Genomic DNA, 14,786 nt, shown 5'->3' on the forward strand with positions numbered 1-14,786 from the left:
GGCCAGGCGTGCTCAACGCTGGTGGGTCGCGTGGTTTGCCGCCACATAGACCGGCGCCGCCTGCGCCGGCAACGGTGACCTGCCTCGGATCAGGTCCGCGATTTTTTCCGCGATCATGATGGTCGGCGCATTCAGGTTGCCGCTGACGACATTGGGCATGATGGAGGCGTCCACCACGCGCAGGTTCTGGATGCCGTGCACGCGGCCGGCGCCGTCCACCACCGCCATCGGATCGGTCCCCATGCGGCAACTGCAGGACGGATGAAAAGCGCTTTCGGCTTTTTCGCGGATGAAGGCGTCGATCTCGGCATCGGTCTGGACCTTGGCGCCGGGCGAGATTTCGCCATTGCGGAAAGGCTCGAAGGCCGCTTGGGAAAATATCTCGCGCGTCAGGCGCACACCCGCGCGCATTTCCTTGCGGTCCTGCTCGGTCTGCATGTAGTTGAACAGGATGCGCGGATGCGCTTTGGGATCCGCCGAGCGCAACGTGATATGGCCGCGGCTGGTCGCGCGCATCGGCCCGACATGTGCCTGAAAGCCGTGCTGTGTGGCCGGCGCGCTGCCGTCGTAGCTGACCGCCATCGGCAAAAAATGGTATTGCAGGTCCGGATGCACCACCCCCGCCGCGCTGCGGATAAAACCGCCGGATTCGAAATGATTGGTCGCGCCAAGGCCTTTTCCGGCGAACAGCCATTGCACGCCGATCTTCAGTTTGGCCAGCGGGTTCATCGCGCTGTACAGGGTGATCGGCTGCTTGCTGGCGTACTGCACGTAGACCTCGAGATGGTCTTGCAGGTTTTGGCCGACACCCGGGAGGTCGACCCGCGGCTGGATGCCCAGGGCGCGCAGTTCCTCCGCCTTGCCGATGCCGGACAGCATCAGAAGCTGCGGCGAATTGATCGCGCCGCCGGACAGGATCACCTCACGCGCCGCAGCTGCCTGATGCAGGCGCGAGCCTTGCGCGTATTCGACGCCGGTCGCGCGTGTGCCCTCGAACAGGACCCGCGTGACGCGCGCGCGCGTCACCACACGCAGGTTGCCGCGCCTGGCCGCCGGGCGCAGGTAGGCCTGCGCCGTGCTCCAGCGGCGGCCCTTGTAGACCGTCATGTCCATAGGCCCGAGGCCTTCCTGCTGGTAGCCGTTCATGTCCTCGGTGTAGGGGTAGCCGGCTTGTTGCCCTGCCTCGATGAAGGCGCGATAGAGCGGGTTCCTGCAGGCAGCGGTGGAGACATACAAGGGCCCCTCGTTGCCCCGGTAGGCGTCGCCGCCTTTCAGCCGGGTTTCGGATTTCTTGAAGTAGGGCAGGCAGTGCGCGTAAGACCATTGCGCCAGCCCGGGCATGCCGGCCCAGGCGTCATAGTCAAACGCATGCCCGCGGATATAGACCATGCCGTTGATCGACGACGAGCCGCCGAGCACGCGGCCGCGCGGGCAGTGCATGCGGCGCTGGTTCATGAAAGGTTCCGGTTCGGTGTCATAGAACCAGTTGTACTTGTCGTTGGCCAGCGGATAAGCGAAGGCCGACGGCATATGGATGAAGATGCTGTGGTCCGCCGGGCCGGCTTCCAGCAGCAGGACGCGCGCGCCTTCGTCCTCGCCCAGGCGGTTGGCCAGGACGCAACCGGCTGAGCCGGCGCCGACGATGATGTAATCGTATTGTTCTTGTGTCATGTGAATTCCGGAGTTCCTGATCGGGAGTCGGCTTGCCGCGAAGTTCTATTCATAAGGGCAAGCCACTTCGCCCAGTTCGACGTACACGCTCTTCAGCTGCGTGTAATAGTCAATCGTCACCATGCTGTTTTCATGGCCTATTCCCGACTCGCGGATACCGCCAAAGGGCATCTCGATGGGCGTGATGTTGTAGTTGTTGATCCAGCAGACGCCCGCCTGCAATTGCGCTGCTACCCGGTGTCCGCGCGCCAGGTCGCCGGTGAACACGCCGGCCGCCAGGCCGAAGCGCGTATCGTTGGCGCGCGCCACCGCTTCCGCCTCATCACTGAATCGCAGCACCGACATCACGGGACCGAAAATCTCTTCACGCACGATGCTCATGTCGTCCCGGCAATCGGCAAAAATGGTCGGTTCAACAAAATTTCCCTCGGCCAGTGCGCCGGTCTTGAGCTGCTTGCCCCCGGCGACCAGCCGCGCGCCTTCGGCGATGCCTTTGTCGATGTAGTCGAGCACGCGCTGCATATGCGGGCGAGAAATCAGCGCGCCGACCTGCGTCGCCGGGTCCATCGGGTCGCCGATGCGCAGTTTCCGGGTGCGCGCCTCAAGCTGTTCCAGAAACGCATCGTGGATGTCCTCATGCACAAAGACGCGCGTGCAGTTGGTGCAGACCTCGCCCTGCGTATAAAAATTGCCGAGCATCGCGGCGGACACCGCCTGCCTCAGGTCGGCATCGGGGAACACCAGCAGCGCCGATTTTCCGCCCAGCTCCATGGTCGCGCGCTTCAGGGTTTTCGCGGCTTCCGCCATGACGGCTTTGCCGGTGCCCACCGAACCCGTGAGCGACACCTTGGCCACCGCCGGGTGCGACACCAGCAGCCGGCCGGTGCGGCCGTCGCCCTGCAGCACATTGAACACGCCGTCCGGCACACCGGCCTCGGTGTAGATTTCCGCGAGCTTGGCGGCGCTGCGCGGCGTCAATTCGGAAGGCTTGAAAATCATGGCATTGCCGCAGGCCAGGGCCGGCGCCGATTTCCAGCAGGCGATCTGCAAGGGATAGTTCCAGGCGCCTATGCCGACGCAAATGCCCAGGGGTTCGCGCCGCGTGTACGCAAAAGCGTTCTTGAGTCCGTAATGGTGGCCGTGAATCGTCGGCGCCAGGCCGGCAAAGTACTCAATGCAATCGGCGCCGCTGGCGACATCGACCACTTCGGCTTCCTGGATCGGCTTGCCGCAATCCGCCACCTCCAGTTCGGCCAGTTCGCGGTTGCGTGCGCGCAGCAGCTGCGCCGCCCGGTACAGGATGCGGCCGCGCTCCGCGCCGCTCATCGCCGACCATGTGGCCTGCCCGGCTTGTGCCGCCTCGATCGCACGCTCGAGTTCCGGCGCAAGCGCCAGCTCGACGCGGCACAGGACCTGGCCCGTGGCCGGATTCAGGTTTTCCAGTGTTTCCGAAGCGGTGCTGGCCTGGTAAGCACCGCCTATGTAGTTGCGTAGTGTGGGGGTCGTCACGAGCTCACCTTGTTCCGATGTTTCGCCGTGCAATCGTCGATGACCTTCGATGGCCTCCGATTGCCTTGACGGCTCACTATAGGTTCAGGGTGCCCGGCGCTCTTGATGTATTACGACCACGCGATGGCGCAAATTTCGGGGCTCCATCAAATCCGTCAAGCGGTGTGCAGCGCTGGGAAGCTTATTTGCGCGCCGGTGAAACGGCGCGCCGCATCACCGGCGCCTGCACGGACTGCAGCCGGTCCGCCCTGGGCGGGCAGCCGAACTTGTCCCGGTAGACGCGCGAGAAATGTTCCAGCGACGAATAGCCGGCGCCGACAGCCACTTGCGCCACGCTCATGTCGGTTTGCTGCAGCAGCTTGTGCGCGCGCGCCAACCGCAGGTTGATGTAGTACTTCAGGGGCGGCAGCGACGTGTAGTGCTGGAACAGGCGCTCCAGCTGGCGCCGCGACAGTCCGACCCGGGTTGCGATCTCGTCGCAGGGCACGGGCTCTCCCACGGTTTCCTGCATGAGATTGATCGCGGCTTGCACATGCCTGCTGCCTTCGCCGGGGCGCTTGTTGGCGCTGCTCAGCAAGGAGTCCGTCGGGTATCGGACCTGCGTGTACTGCATGTGCTGCGAAACCTCGTGCGCCAGGTCGGCGCCTTCGCGCTCGCCTATCCACTGCAGCATCATGTCCAGCGTCGACGTGGCGCCCGCACAGGTCAGGCGGCGTCTTTCTATGGTGTAAAACTGGTCCTTCGCATTGACGCTCGGGTACAGCTCCTGGAAGCCTTCCAGGTTGTCCCAATGAATCGCCGCGCTATAGCCATCGAGCAAACCAGCGGCTGCCATGATTTCGGCGCCGGTCTCTATGCCCGCGAGTTCCGCGCCGAAGGCCGCCTGCCGCCTCAGCCAGTTTTTGATCTTGCGGTTCTTTGCATACTTCTTGGCCTCGAAGCTGGCGATGACAAAAACCGCGGAGAACTCCATGTCATCGGACAACTCAGCATCCACCGGCACCTGCATGCCGTGTGTCCCTATCACCGGGGCGCCGTCGACCGAAAGCGTGGTCCATTCGAACAGCTTGCGCTGCATCAGCCAGTTGGCCAGCACCAGCGGTTCCATCACCAGGGCCAGGCCCAGGTTGGAAAACTGCGGGATCAGCAGCAAGCCGACCCTGCGCGCCGCGGGTGTGGCTTTGGGCGAAGTGCGCTCCCGGTTTTCTTCCTTCATAGAGACCCGCCATGCGTTGACAAACAGCCTATAAGGTATTTGGGGCAGCTGTTAGCCGGTTGACGTAATACGACATATGTTAGTCGTATTACGTCAATATCGGCCGTTTTCCTAAACCTATAGTTCGTCAACGGAAGAGCACTGCTGACCGGCATGCACCACTCGCCTTGCGGCGGGAACGGCAAGAAAAGCATGCGGTGGGCAGGCCTGTTTCAGTCCCTGTAAATGCGCTATCCAACCAGGAAAACGTGACATGAGGTCTCTGCACATACTCGGCCCGCTTGCGGTTCTTGCCCTCACCCTTTGCGCCGGCCCCGCAAGCGCACAAAGCAAATCGCCGGCTGGCGCCAAAGAGGCGGAAAGCTGCCGCACCGTGCGTTTCGGTGATGTCGGCTGGAGCGACATCGCCGCCACCACGGGGCTGGCATCGGTGGTCCTGGAAGGCCTGGGCTACCAGCCGAAGACGACGCTGGCTTCGGTGCCGATCACCTTCGCGGGCATCAAGAGCAAACAGATCGACGTTTTTCTGGGCTACTGGAATCCGAGCATGACGCCCATGATCGAGCCCTTCGTCAAGGCGGGCCAGGTCAAGGTGCTGGACCAGCCCAACCTGGCCGGCGCCAAATACACGCTGGCCGCCAACAGCACCGCGTTTGAAGGCGGCTTGAAGACCTTTGCCGACATCGCGAAATTTCGCAAAGAGCTCGATGGAAAGATCTACGGCATCGAAGCCGGCAATGACGGCAACCTCCTGATCCAGCGCATGATCGACAAGAACGAATTCGGCCTGAAGGATTTCAAGCTGGTCGAGTCGAGCGAAGCCGGCATGCTGTCCGAAATACAGCGCGCGTCGCGCCTGAAAAAATGGATCGTGTTCCTGGGCTGGGAGCCGCATCCGATGAATGTGCAGCTCAAGATGAAATACCTGGAAGGCGGCGACACCGTGTTCGGCCCGAACTTCGGCGAAGCCAAGGTGTACACCGCCACCACCCCCGATTACCAGGCGCGCTGCCCCAACGCGGCCAGGCTGATCGGCAACCTGCAATTCACGACCGACCTGGAAAACCAGGTGATGGTGCCCATCACCAACAAGGTCAAGCCGAACGACGCGGCCCGCGATTGGTTGAAGAAGAACCCGGATGTGCTCAAGAAGTGGCTGGCCGATGTCAGCACCTTTGACGGCAAGGATGGGCTGGCGGCGGTCAGCAAGCACCTGGGTCTTTGAGCGCATCACCATCGAAGAGAAAGTTATTGGAAAGTTGTCTGAAGTTGTTGGAAGTCTCGTCAAAAAAACTCTGGAGGTTTGTATGAATTTGGTTAAAAAGCTGTTGTCCGGCCTGCTGCTGGCCGGTGTCGCTTTCGGTTGTTCAGCCGTCGAATTGAAACACTGGCCCGCCGATGCCGCGGCCAAGCTCAATGCCCTGGTCAAGACCCATGCGAACAAAGGGGAGTACGCCGTGTTCGATATGGACAACACGAGCTACAACTTCGACCTGGAAGAGTCCCTCCTGCCTTACATGGAAATGAAAGGCCTGCTGACGCGCGAGAACATGGACCCTTCGCTCAAGCTGATCCCGTTCAAGGATGTCAACGGCAACAAGGAAAGCCTGAACAGCTATTACTACCGGCTCTGCGAAATCGACGACATGGTGTGCTACCCCTGGGTGGCGCAAATTTTCTCGGGCTACACGCTCAAGGAGTTGAAAGGCTTCGTCGATGAATTGATGGCTTACGGCAAACCGATTCCGGCGACCTACTACGAAGGCGACGTGGTCAAGACCATAGACATCCAGCCGCCGCGCATCTACCAGGGCCAGCGCGAACTGATGAACCATTTGATGGAAAACGGCATCGAGGTTTACATCATGACCGCCGCGCATGAAGAGCTGGTGCGCATGGTGGCGTCCGACCCCCGGTACGGCTACAACGTCAAGCCGCAAAACGTGATCGGCGTGGCGACCATGCTGAAAGACCGCAAGACCCAGGAACTCACCTCGTCCCGCCTGCAAATCCAGAAAGGGAAATACGATCCCGCCAAAAACATGGATCTGCAAATGCATCCCTACCTGTGGACGCCCAACACCTGGATGGCGGGCAAGTATGCGGCCATCCTGACCTACATCGACCAGTGGAAAAAACCCATCCTGGTCGCGGGCGACACACCGACCAGCGACGGCTACATGCTGTTCCACGGGACGGACATCGATCGTGGCGGCGTGCGCATCTGGGTCAATCGCAAAGCCAAATACATGACGCAGATCACCGACATGTGGACTAAAAACGCGGCGCGCCAGAAGGAGCTGGGCTTGCCGGTCACGGCCGACAAGAACTGGATTGTCGTCAAGCCGGAAGACATTCACCCGCTGCCTGCCGGCAACAAGTAAGCCGGCCCCACCCGCTCGTTTGCCCGCCCACCCGTCCGTCCATCCGCCAGGAGGTGTTCAATGAACCCTGATCGTCTTTGCCCCGGGATGCCCTCCCGGGTCCGGCGCGCCCTGTGCGCGGCCTTGTGCATGACCTTCGTGGCCGGGATGGGGCTGTTCCCCGTTCACGCGGCCAACAGCCCGGCGCCTTTGACGCTGGGGCTCATCGTCACGGGCGATACCGTGGAGAAGATGGTGGAGAACTGGAAGCCTTTCACCGACGCGCTGGCCAAAGAGATGCAGCGGCCGGTGCAGGTTCTGGCGTCGAAAGACTTCGCTGAAATTTCCGGTGCCCTGAAGAATGGGCAAGTGCAGGTGGCCTGGGTCAACAACAAGCTGGCGATCGAACTGGTGGAAGCCGACCAGGCGCTGGTGTTTGCGCAGATGGTCGGGCTGGATGGAACGCGCGGCTACAGCTCGGTCTTGCTGGCCCGCAAGGACGCCGCGCCCCAGACCCTGGCGGAGGTAATAGGCCGCCCGGGCAGCTACACGCTGGGGGCCGGCAACAAGGAGTCGATTTCGGGTTTCCTGGCGCCGAACTACTATGTGTTCGCCAAGAACAAGATCGATCCCGAGAAACACTTCAAGAAGATCAACCGCACCAGCCACCGCGACAATTTTCTCGCGGTAGCCGACGGCCAGGTGGACCTGGCGACCAACAACACCGCAGACATGCTGCGCTACAAGGTGGAGTTCCCGGACAAGATGGCGCGCGTGAAAGTGATCTGGGAGTCCCCGCTGATTCCCAACGACCCCATCCTGTACCGCAAGGACCTGCCGGCGGCAACGCAGCAACGCATCCGGAAGTTCTTCCTGGCCTACGGCCGCGACGAGGCCGAAAGGGCCACGCTGAAGAATATGTATGACCTGTCGGCGTTCAAGGCTTCGTCGAACTACCAGTTGCGGCCCGTGGCCGACCTGTCATTGTTCCAGGCGCTGACCAAGGCAATGGGCAGCCCCCAGGACGGCGGCGATTTCAGCGCAACGCTACAGCAGCTGACCCAGCGGGCCGCCCGGCTGGACACGCTGCTCAATTCCACGCGGATTGAGAGTCAATAGCCGGGGCTGGGAAATCTGAATTTCAGCGGTGGGCCGGCTGCTTGGCCTGCCGCGATCTTGCGCGCATCCTTGTTGCACAGTACCTGAAGCGGAAGCGCCGCCTACGCCAAGAAAGCCGAACTGGACGTTCAGCGCGATGGCGCAAGAGTTCAGGCCAGCATTGCGGCTGAAAGAGCGCGGTTTCGAGTCGAGGGTGGAAATTTCCGTGCACCTGCCGGTCACATGTGACGATTGAATAGATCGGCCTCCGTTGCATAACTATATGTGCACCAAAACGCCGTTGGGACTGCGCTCCACGTGTCGCTCAGTACTTGGAGCGCAGCAGGCCGGCCATCATCTAGTCGAAGGATAGGTCGCATAACTGCTGTCACATCAACTGCTCGGCGCGGAATTCCGACTCGACTCAAGTGGTCAGTCGTCCGCATGATGCCCGGCATATCCCTCGCAATGCTCGCAGCCAGTGACATAGGTATCTTCGGTGTCACCTGTCATGGGATCGTTGCACCACTGGCATTGACCAACTGAATTAAAGTAGGCGAAGCAGTTGGTACAGAGGTATCCGCCCTCGTACTCGCAAACTGTGTGGTAGCCCTGGCACTCATCGCAGTTGGCGGGGGTGTCCGAATCAAGATCATCCTTCGTGCCGCGAACCATGTTTTGGTCAAGAAGGTCAAATATCTCGCTCTCGTCCGAGACTTCATAGTCGCACTTCTCGCAGGCGAAGCCGTCGGAAGGCACCATGTACTGGTCGGGGTCGCCGCACTGAGGACAAGCTACCTTTCCGTTGATCATTTTCTCGCTCCATGCTTTTGCAATCGCCTGCGCCATGACCTCTAGTTCAACCAGCCGAGCATGATCTTCAATTTTTCCCATAGCTTTGCCTCCATGAATGAACGATATAGATGAAAGCAGAAAAAACAAGTGGGAGGCTAGGTTTCGACATGCTTCATACCCGTGCTCTTAGGTCCATTTTTGAGCCGGTGTAATGCTCGGCTCTAGCCGTCTGTGAACGCCAAGGCGGGTCAATATCGCTAACTGCCCGGTGCAGCAGGCGGCTCTTCAATACCGATATCTTTTTTGACGACGGTATGACCCCTTTCGACGAGGAACTTAAGAAGTTTCTCTCGCGCGTTGTCAATTCGTGTTGGTACGTCACTGACTAGTTTTGCCAGTTCTTTCCCCTGCGCTTTGCGTTGCTCCACCGACATCGCAGTCCGCGAGCATCGTTCACAAAGGCTTTCTGCAAGCCTGGCGGTCATGACGACGTGGGAAATATCTATGGATACATCACCGCCGATAGCAATCAATTTGGAGATCTGCTCGATATCGGGCAAATACAGGTTTTCGATGTCCTTTCTTCTGGTAGCAAACTCCGATTGATCAATAGCATCCTTGCTCATGGCAGTAGCGAGTGCACCCATACAGCCCTTAAGTGCACCTAGCGGATAAACGATGTTGGCAGYTGTCACCTCCGCGAGGATTAGACGCTCATCTTCTATGCGACGCTGATCAGCTCTAGCGAGCCAAATCACGCCAAAAATCGCAGCAACCGAACCGACGGCCTGGACCCAGGAGGCCCATTCACCCGAGTTCGAGGGCATATTGAATGCAAAGGCCGCTGCTAGCGTGAGAAATACTACAACTGCGTAGATGTTGTGCTTCATATGTGCAATATCTCACACATTGCCAACACAGCAACATATTGAAGGGCTAAGGCGGTGGGAGCCGCGTCATTGTGTGAATTGCCGACGGGACGGATTTCGTCGCTCTCGGTAGGTCGCCTGGCAGCAGTTCGACCTGCAGGCCTTCAGCAATCACGGCAACGCGGAACCAGTCTCCTGGCATTGGTGTGAAAAGGCGATTAAGTCCACTCAACGCACCCGACCGGGAGATTCGTGCCTCACCTAGCCGCTGGCCGATGAGGCCTTGTACCGCAACACGCTGGCCGCCAAACTGTACTTGGAAGCGGGTGGGCACGTTGTACTGCTCATTTCTCAGGGAGGCATCAGTGACACGGAATATGAACTCGTTCGACTTGGCGTCTGGGAAGTGTTGGGCTGTGTGCTGGGCAGTCTTCATCCGCATACGGGTCCTCGCTGCGTTCACTGCCGTATCTCCAACTCGTCGACCTATAAGTCGGTACAACCCGTGTTCCAGGCGGGCGACGATGGGCGAACTGCCCAGCATCGCGCTCACAGCCACATTCGTGAGGTGCAGTTGTTCTTCAATCGCCTCGCGCAGTTCAAACCGGCAGGCGACGCCGTCATGTTGCTCGATGACCCGAACTGTCAGCTTCTCTGCCTCCCCCAGAACATCTACGCGGTCGAAGCCTTCACGCGCCGTGAACCGGCCCTTCTGGACCACTTTTAGCCAAGGCCAGGTAAGAAACAGCTCACGGAGTACGTGCACTGGGGGAATGGCGAGCCCCAGGCTCTGCGTTTCACGGTATATGAGCATGTCGTCGCTTGCTAATGCGCCCGCGATCTCATCAGCGCCTACGTGGTCCTGAGCAACGGCCATGATTTTTCGAACACGGTTGGCAACGGAGCACCCGTCTGTGTCGCCTAAGGTGAACCATCCAGTCTCCTTGTCTAACCAGCGGAAAACGGCGCTTCCTTCCAAAACAGCCTCAATAGCTTCCTGGCCAGGTGCCACGCCTTCCTTGAGTGCGAGTAGGCCGGCTATCCTGATGATGTTGGTACAGCCGAACATCGAGGTGTCCCGGCTGACGTGATTGATGAGTGGTTTCACCCACGGTGCGGTGTCCTCCCGCTCGACAACAGTGGTGTCCACAATCCGGCCGCGTAGTCGTCTGTGCACACGGTGGCACTGAACGCCGATGTGCCCCTGGCCCAAAGTCTTCGCCCACGGAATCAGGCACTCGACGCCGGCCCCTTCCCCGATAAAACGAGCCAACTGCTGATTGATTTCGTCAACTCCGCAGGGCACGATACGGGCGATTGCTGCAAAGGCTCGGTCCAGCGACGGCGTGACGGCCTCAGACCGCTGAAAAACATCTTCGAAGGCCTCGCAGATTTGCCGGACACGCTCTCGCGTCAGCCCGTTCGCCTCACCGACCTCGAGAAGCGTTTTGCCGGCACCTTCCGATGAGATGTGCCGAGCCAAGAACATTCTTGGCCAGCGCTCGGCGGCTTCCGGGTTCATCCGCGGAAGACATTCCTCGCCAGCGGCCATCGTCAAAGCGAGCGCCTCTTCGGCCGCTGACATCTTGGCCGCATCGTCGAGTTTCTGAAGGTAGCTTGCAGTGTAAGAAGGCACCATCTTCTCAAGCAGCTGCTCGCGAATCCACTCGGGTAAGGTGCCGGGTCCGCTATAACCAAATCGGAGATCCTGCGGCGTTACCTTGATGAGCCAAGGCAGGGCAAGCACACGGTCTGCCAGGATCTGTAGCTCGCTTAACGGTACAGGCGCCGCAGATTGCGGCGCCGCTAAGACTCGCGGCCGTTTTGCGGGCCGTGACGGCGGAATCCAGTACAAGGCTTCGAGTCGTGCCAGCACTGCCAGCTGCCGCTCGAGAGGGGCGTGGAAAGTCTGCCGAAACTCCCCGAGTGTGAGTTGCTCGAAGGGCCTGTCAGGATATCTGGTCAATACGGTCTCGATGCCACGGGTGTCGGTTGCCGTCAAGCGGTCCTGCCAGCCATTGGACAGCCGGACGCCGAGGGTCTGCGCCCATAGCCAGTCGGACTTCGGTCGTAGGCGCTTTATGACGGCATTGCGCAGATCACGCCGGGCGGACTCGGCCAAGTCGCCTAGTCGCTCCCAGCGTACCAACTCGCCTGGTGACACCGTGCCTGCCCAGCACTCTAAAGTGCGAGATAGGGCGGGTAGGATGAAACTGGGGACAACCTGCGCATGGCGGGCTACCGCCGATGGCCGGAACTCAGCGGACTGCAGCTGCATTGGTCTCCCCCTCTTGCATAGGTGTTCGTTGACCCACTTTACGCCCCGGATGCAGTAAAAAGCAACAGCCTGCCATTGATGACGTCGGCTACGGTGCCGCCGGATTCGCCGCTAATTTTGCTTCATGGGGTTCCACGGTGAGGCATTGCAAGAGCTCTTAGAACATATAGACCTCGTTACCGTATCAACGGAAAAGTCCGAAAGTACTCCGCTTCCAGCTGCGCCGGGTCCAGCTTCTTGAGGGCCGCATCAAATGCATCGCGCATCTCCAGTCCCGCGGGGCTGCGCTTGAAGCAGACATGGAGGGTCAGCTGCGCGATGGGCCTGGGGTTGAAGACCACCTGCTCTGCGCCACCCAGGCGTGACAGGGTGTAGTTCAGCACGTTCTTGTCGATGACGATGCCGCGTATCTTGCCTTCCCTGAGCTTTTTCACGTTCTGCGCGTCGCTGGCGCCGGCTTCGACGGCCTGGCGTTTTTCCTTGATCGCGTTGTCGAAGGCTTCGCCGTTCACATAGCCTTCCACCACACCGAGCTTGTAGGGTTCAAGGTCAGAGATGGTGGTCCAGGTGATGGGCGCGCCTTTTAATGTCGCCACGCCCAGCAGGCTGGTGCCTATGGATTGGGACAGGTGGCAGGCTTGCTCCCGCTTGGTGTTGAAGTAGACGGGAAAGTAGCCCTCGTAATTGGGATCTTTCTCGCCCCTTTCCACGGTGGTGGCCCAATCCGAGGAGGCGCTCATCAAGCGGTAGCCGGCGCTCTTTGCCACCACGGTGGCAACCCGGGTCGAGAGCCCGTCCTGCGGCAGCAGCTGGCCGTTGTAGGGCGGCCATTCAAGCGTGGCCAGGCGCATCACTTTGGCGGTGGGTGCGCCGGGGGCGGTGGCAGAACTCGTCTGGGCCTGGCAGCTCAGTGCGGCCATGGCGGCCAGCGTCAAAACATACGAAATAACTTTCATACGATCTCCTTGACTGCAAGTTTTGTGAAAACAAAAGACCACAAATAATGAGCCTGCGCCCATTGTTGGGCGACCCCGGCAGGGGCGGTGGTATGAAGTGGACGCGGATTTGTCCGGATCCGACAGCGATGCGGAAAGAGAAGAAGCGTGCCGGCGTGATGGCACCTGCGGCGACTGATGGGGGGTGTGTGCAGCTAAGCCCGGGCCAACAGGGCCAGCAGGCGCTGCTGTTCCTCGAATTGAAGCCGCGTGATGTCGCGCTCCAGCCCCACACGACTGGCCTGGGGAATGGCTTGCGTCTTGTACAAGCCCACCCAGACATCGGTGATCCGGCTGTCGGCAAACACGCGGCTCACCAATTCGTTGAGGCGTGTTTCGAGCAAAGGCGTGTGCGCGCTGAGCGGCCACTCATCGAGCATCCAGCGGCAGATCGGCTCGTAGTCAAAGCATTGCGCCAGGCTGGAGGGATGTGCCTCCGCCAGCCCGCTGATGCGCAGGCTCACCAGAATCGGCTGGAGTTCATGCTCATGCGCGTACACACCGACGCGCAGCCGGGTCTCCAGCGACTCGACACGGGCCGTCCATCGGGAGCGCGGCGCCATCGACGGTTCACCCATGCTTTTCTCAAACACTAGCATTCAACAATATTGACCGCCAGCCCGCCGCGCGCGGTCTCCTTGTACTTGGTCATCATGTCGGCGCCGGTTTCGCGCATGGTCTTGATGACCTTGTCCAGGCTCACATGGTGGGTGCCGTCGCCGTGCAAGGCCATGCGGGCCGCGTTGATGGCCTTGACCGAGGCAATGGCGTTGCGTTCGATGCAGGGGATCTGGACCAGCCCGCCGACCGGGTCGCAGGTCAGCCCCAGGTGGTGCTCCATGCCGATTTCGGCCGCGTTTTCGACCTGCTCGGGTGTGCCGCCCATGACGGCGCACAAGGCCGCCGCCGCCATGGAGCAGGCCACGCCGACCTCGCCCTGGCAACCCACTTCGGCGCCCGAGATGGAGGCGTTTTCCTTGTACAGCATGCCGATGGCGGCGGCGGTCAGCAGGAAGTCGATCACGCCGCCGGGCGTGGCCGTGGCGACAAAGCGCGTGTAGTAGTGCAGCACGGCCGGCACGATGCCCGCCGCGCCGTTGGTGGGCGCGGTGACGACGCGGCCGCCCGCGGCGTTCTCTTCGTTCACCGCCAGGGCATAGAGGTTGACCCAGTCCAGCACCTGCAGCGGGTCGCGCAGCGAAGCCTCCGGGTTGGAGCGCAGCCGCTGGTGCAGCTCGGCGGCGCGGCGCTTGATCTTGAAGCCGCCGGGCAAGACGCCCTGGGTGCGGCAGCCGCGCTCCACGCAGGCTTGCATCACGTCCCAGATCCTGTGCAGGCCGGCGTCGATCTCGGCATCGCTGCGCCAATGGCGTTCATTGCGGCGCATGAGCTCGGCAATCGAGATGCCGGCGCTTTTGCATTGCTGCATCAGCTCGTCGCCGCTGTGGAAAGGGTAGGGCAGCACGGTGACGTCGGGTGCCAGCACTTTCTGCTTGCTGCCGTCGGCCGCCACTTCATCGCTGACCACAAAACCGCCGCCCACCGAGTAATAGCAGCGATTGAGCAGCTCCTCCCCCGCGGCGTCATACGCGATGCAACGCATGCCGTTGGGGTGAAAGGGCAGGGTCTCGCGGCGGTAAAACGCCAGGTGATCTTTCTCGCGGAAGGCCACCGGGTGCCGGCCCCCCAGCTGCAGCTGGCCCGTGCTGCGAATCGCCTCCAGCATCGCCGGAATGGCTTCCACGTCGACGTTTTCCGGGTCATGCCCCTGCAGCCCCAGCAGCACGGCCTTGTCGGTGCCGTGGCCTTTGCCGGTGGAGCCCAGGGAGCCGTAGAGCTTGACCTCCACGCGCGCGCAGGAGGCCAGCAGGCCCTGATGCGCCAGGCGCTCGGTGAACAAATGGGCCGCCCGCATGGGGCCCACGGTGTGCGAGCTGCTCGGGCCTATGCCAATCTTGAAAATATCAAAAACACTGACAGCCATGGTGGGGG

General features: G+C 61.0%; 12 protein-coding genes. 3 read left to right on the top strand and 9 right to left on the bottom strand.

The annotated features are described in order from the left end of the window. Positions 1 to 12: 12 nt before the first annotated feature. The 3 genes from betA to AC1D09_RS03005 form a co-directional block, all read right to left on the bottom strand. The gene (gene betA, locus AC1D09_RS02995) at positions 13 to 1,671 is read right to left on the bottom strand and encodes a choline dehydrogenase (RefSeq protein WP_477700925.1); all 1,659 of its coding nucleotides are present in this window, start codon (positions 1,669 to 1,671) and stop codon (positions 13 to 15) included. A 45-nt stretch (positions 1,672 to 1,716) separates the two neighbouring features. Beyond that, positions 1,717 to 3,180, bottom strand: coding sequence for a betaine-aldehyde dehydrogenase (gene betB / locus AC1D09_RS03000; protein ID WP_477661338.1), 1,464 nt, complete (start codon positions 3,178 to 3,180; stop codon positions 1,717 to 1,719). A 181-nt stretch (positions 3,181 to 3,361) separates the two neighbouring features. Next, positions 3,362 to 4,396, bottom strand: a complete 1,035-nt coding sequence (locus tag AC1D09_RS03005) for a GlxA family transcriptional regulator (RefSeq protein WP_477661337.1) — start codon at positions 4,394 to 4,396, stop codon at positions 3,362 to 3,364. Between the two features lie 253 nt (positions 4,397 to 4,649). Here AC1D09_RS03005 and AC1D09_RS03010 point away from each other — a divergent pair, with 253 nt between their 5' ends. The 3 genes from AC1D09_RS03010 to phnD all read left to right on the top strand — a co-directional run bounded on the left by AC1D09_RS03010 (position 4,650) and on the right by phnD (position 7,878). Then, positions 4,650 to 5,621: a choline ABC transporter substrate-binding protein gene (locus tag AC1D09_RS03010; RefSeq protein ID WP_477661336.1), complete on the top strand. Its 972-nt coding sequence runs from the start codon at positions 4,650 to 4,652 to the stop codon at positions 5,619 to 5,621. Positions 5,622 to 5,703: 82 nt separating this feature from the next. Continuing rightward, positions 5,704 to 6,780 (top strand): HAD family hydrolase, encoded by a 1,077-nt coding sequence (locus tag AC1D09_RS03015; RefSeq protein WP_477661335.1) that lies wholly within the window; start codon positions 5,704 to 5,706, stop codon positions 6,778 to 6,780. A gap of 87 nt (positions 6,781 to 6,867) precedes the next feature. Next, on the top strand, positions 6,868 to 7,878 hold the full coding sequence (gene phnD / locus AC1D09_RS03020) for a phosphate/phosphite/phosphonate ABC transporter substrate-binding protein (RefSeq protein ID WP_477661334.1): 1,011 nt from the start codon (positions 6,868 to 6,870) through the stop codon (positions 7,876 to 7,878). A 411-nt stretch (positions 7,879 to 8,289) separates the two neighbouring features. Here phnD and AC1D09_RS03025 read toward each other — a convergent pair whose 3' ends face one another. The 6 genes from AC1D09_RS03025 to AC1D09_RS03050 form a co-directional block, all read right to left on the bottom strand. Beyond that, positions 8,290 to 8,751 carry a hypothetical protein gene (locus AC1D09_RS03025; RefSeq protein WP_477661333.1) on the bottom strand — a complete coding sequence of 154 codons (462 nt, stop codon included), beginning with the start codon at positions 8,749 to 8,751 and terminating at the stop codon, positions 8,290 to 8,292. 158 nt (positions 8,752 to 8,909) lie between these two features. After that, positions 8,910 to 9,542 carry a hypothetical protein gene (locus tag AC1D09_RS03030; RefSeq protein WP_477700926.1) on the bottom strand — a complete coding sequence of 211 codons (633 nt, stop codon included), beginning with the start codon at positions 9,540 to 9,542 and terminating at the stop codon, positions 8,910 to 8,912. Between the two features lie 46 nt (positions 9,543 to 9,588). Next, the gene (locus AC1D09_RS03035; protein ID WP_477664398.1) at positions 9,589 to 11,643 is read right to left on the bottom strand and encodes a hypothetical protein; all 2,055 of its coding nucleotides are present in this window, start codon (positions 11,641 to 11,643) and stop codon (positions 9,589 to 9,591) included. Positions 11,644 to 11,975: 332 nt separating this feature from the next. Then, positions 11,976 to 12,755, bottom strand: a complete 780-nt coding sequence (locus tag AC1D09_RS03040) for a substrate-binding periplasmic protein (RefSeq protein WP_477664399.1) — start codon at positions 12,753 to 12,755, stop codon at positions 11,976 to 11,978. Positions 12,756 to 12,949: 194 nt separating this feature from the next. Beyond that, entirely contained in the window at positions 12,950 to 13,372 is a 423-nt protein-coding gene (locus tag AC1D09_RS03045) for a dihydroneopterin aldolase (RefSeq protein WP_477664400.1), read from the bottom strand. Positions 13,373 to 13,386: 14 nt separating this feature from the next. Next, the gene (locus AC1D09_RS03050) at positions 13,387 to 14,778 is read right to left on the bottom strand and encodes an L-serine ammonia-lyase (protein WP_477664401.1); all 1,392 of its coding nucleotides are present in this window, start codon (positions 14,776 to 14,778) and stop codon (positions 13,387 to 13,389) included. Positions 14,779 to 14,786: the final 8 nt, after the last annotated feature.

Source organism: Polaromonas sp. P1_A2, assembly GCF_056406895.1.

Coding starts and splice junctions, on each gene's coding strand:
- AC1D09_RS03015 (WP_477661335.1), top strand. CDS start 5,704: ATGAATTTGGTTAAAAAGCTGTTGTCCGGCCTGCTGCTGGCCGGTGTC.
- phnD (WP_477661334.1), top strand. CDS start 6,868: ATGCCCTCCCGGGTCCGGCGCGCCCTGTGCGCGGCCTTGTGCATGACC.
- AC1D09_RS03040 (WP_477664399.1), bottom strand. CDS start 12,755: ATGAAAGTTATTTCGTATGTTTTGACGCTGGCCGCCATGGCCGCACTG.
- AC1D09_RS03025 (WP_477661333.1), bottom strand. CDS start 8,751: ATGGGAAAAATTGAAGATCATGCTCGGCTGGTTGAACTAGAGGTCATG.
- betA (WP_477700925.1), bottom strand. CDS start 1,671: ATGACACAAGAACAATACGATTACATCATCGTCGGCGCCGGCTCAGCC.
- AC1D09_RS03050 (WP_477664401.1), bottom strand. CDS start 14,778: ATGGCTGTCAGTGTTTTTGATATTTTCAAGATTGGCATAGGCCCGAGC.
- AC1D09_RS03045 (WP_477664400.1), bottom strand. CDS start 13,372: ATGGGTGAACCGTCGATGGCGCCGCGCTCCCGATGGACGGCCCGTGTC.
- AC1D09_RS03005 (WP_477661337.1), bottom strand. CDS start 4,396: ATGAAGGAAGAAAACCGGGAGCGCACTTCGCCCAAAGCCACACCCGCG.
- AC1D09_RS03010 (WP_477661336.1), top strand. CDS start 4,650: ATGAGGTCTCTGCACATACTCGGCCCGCTTGCGGTTCTTGCCCTCACC.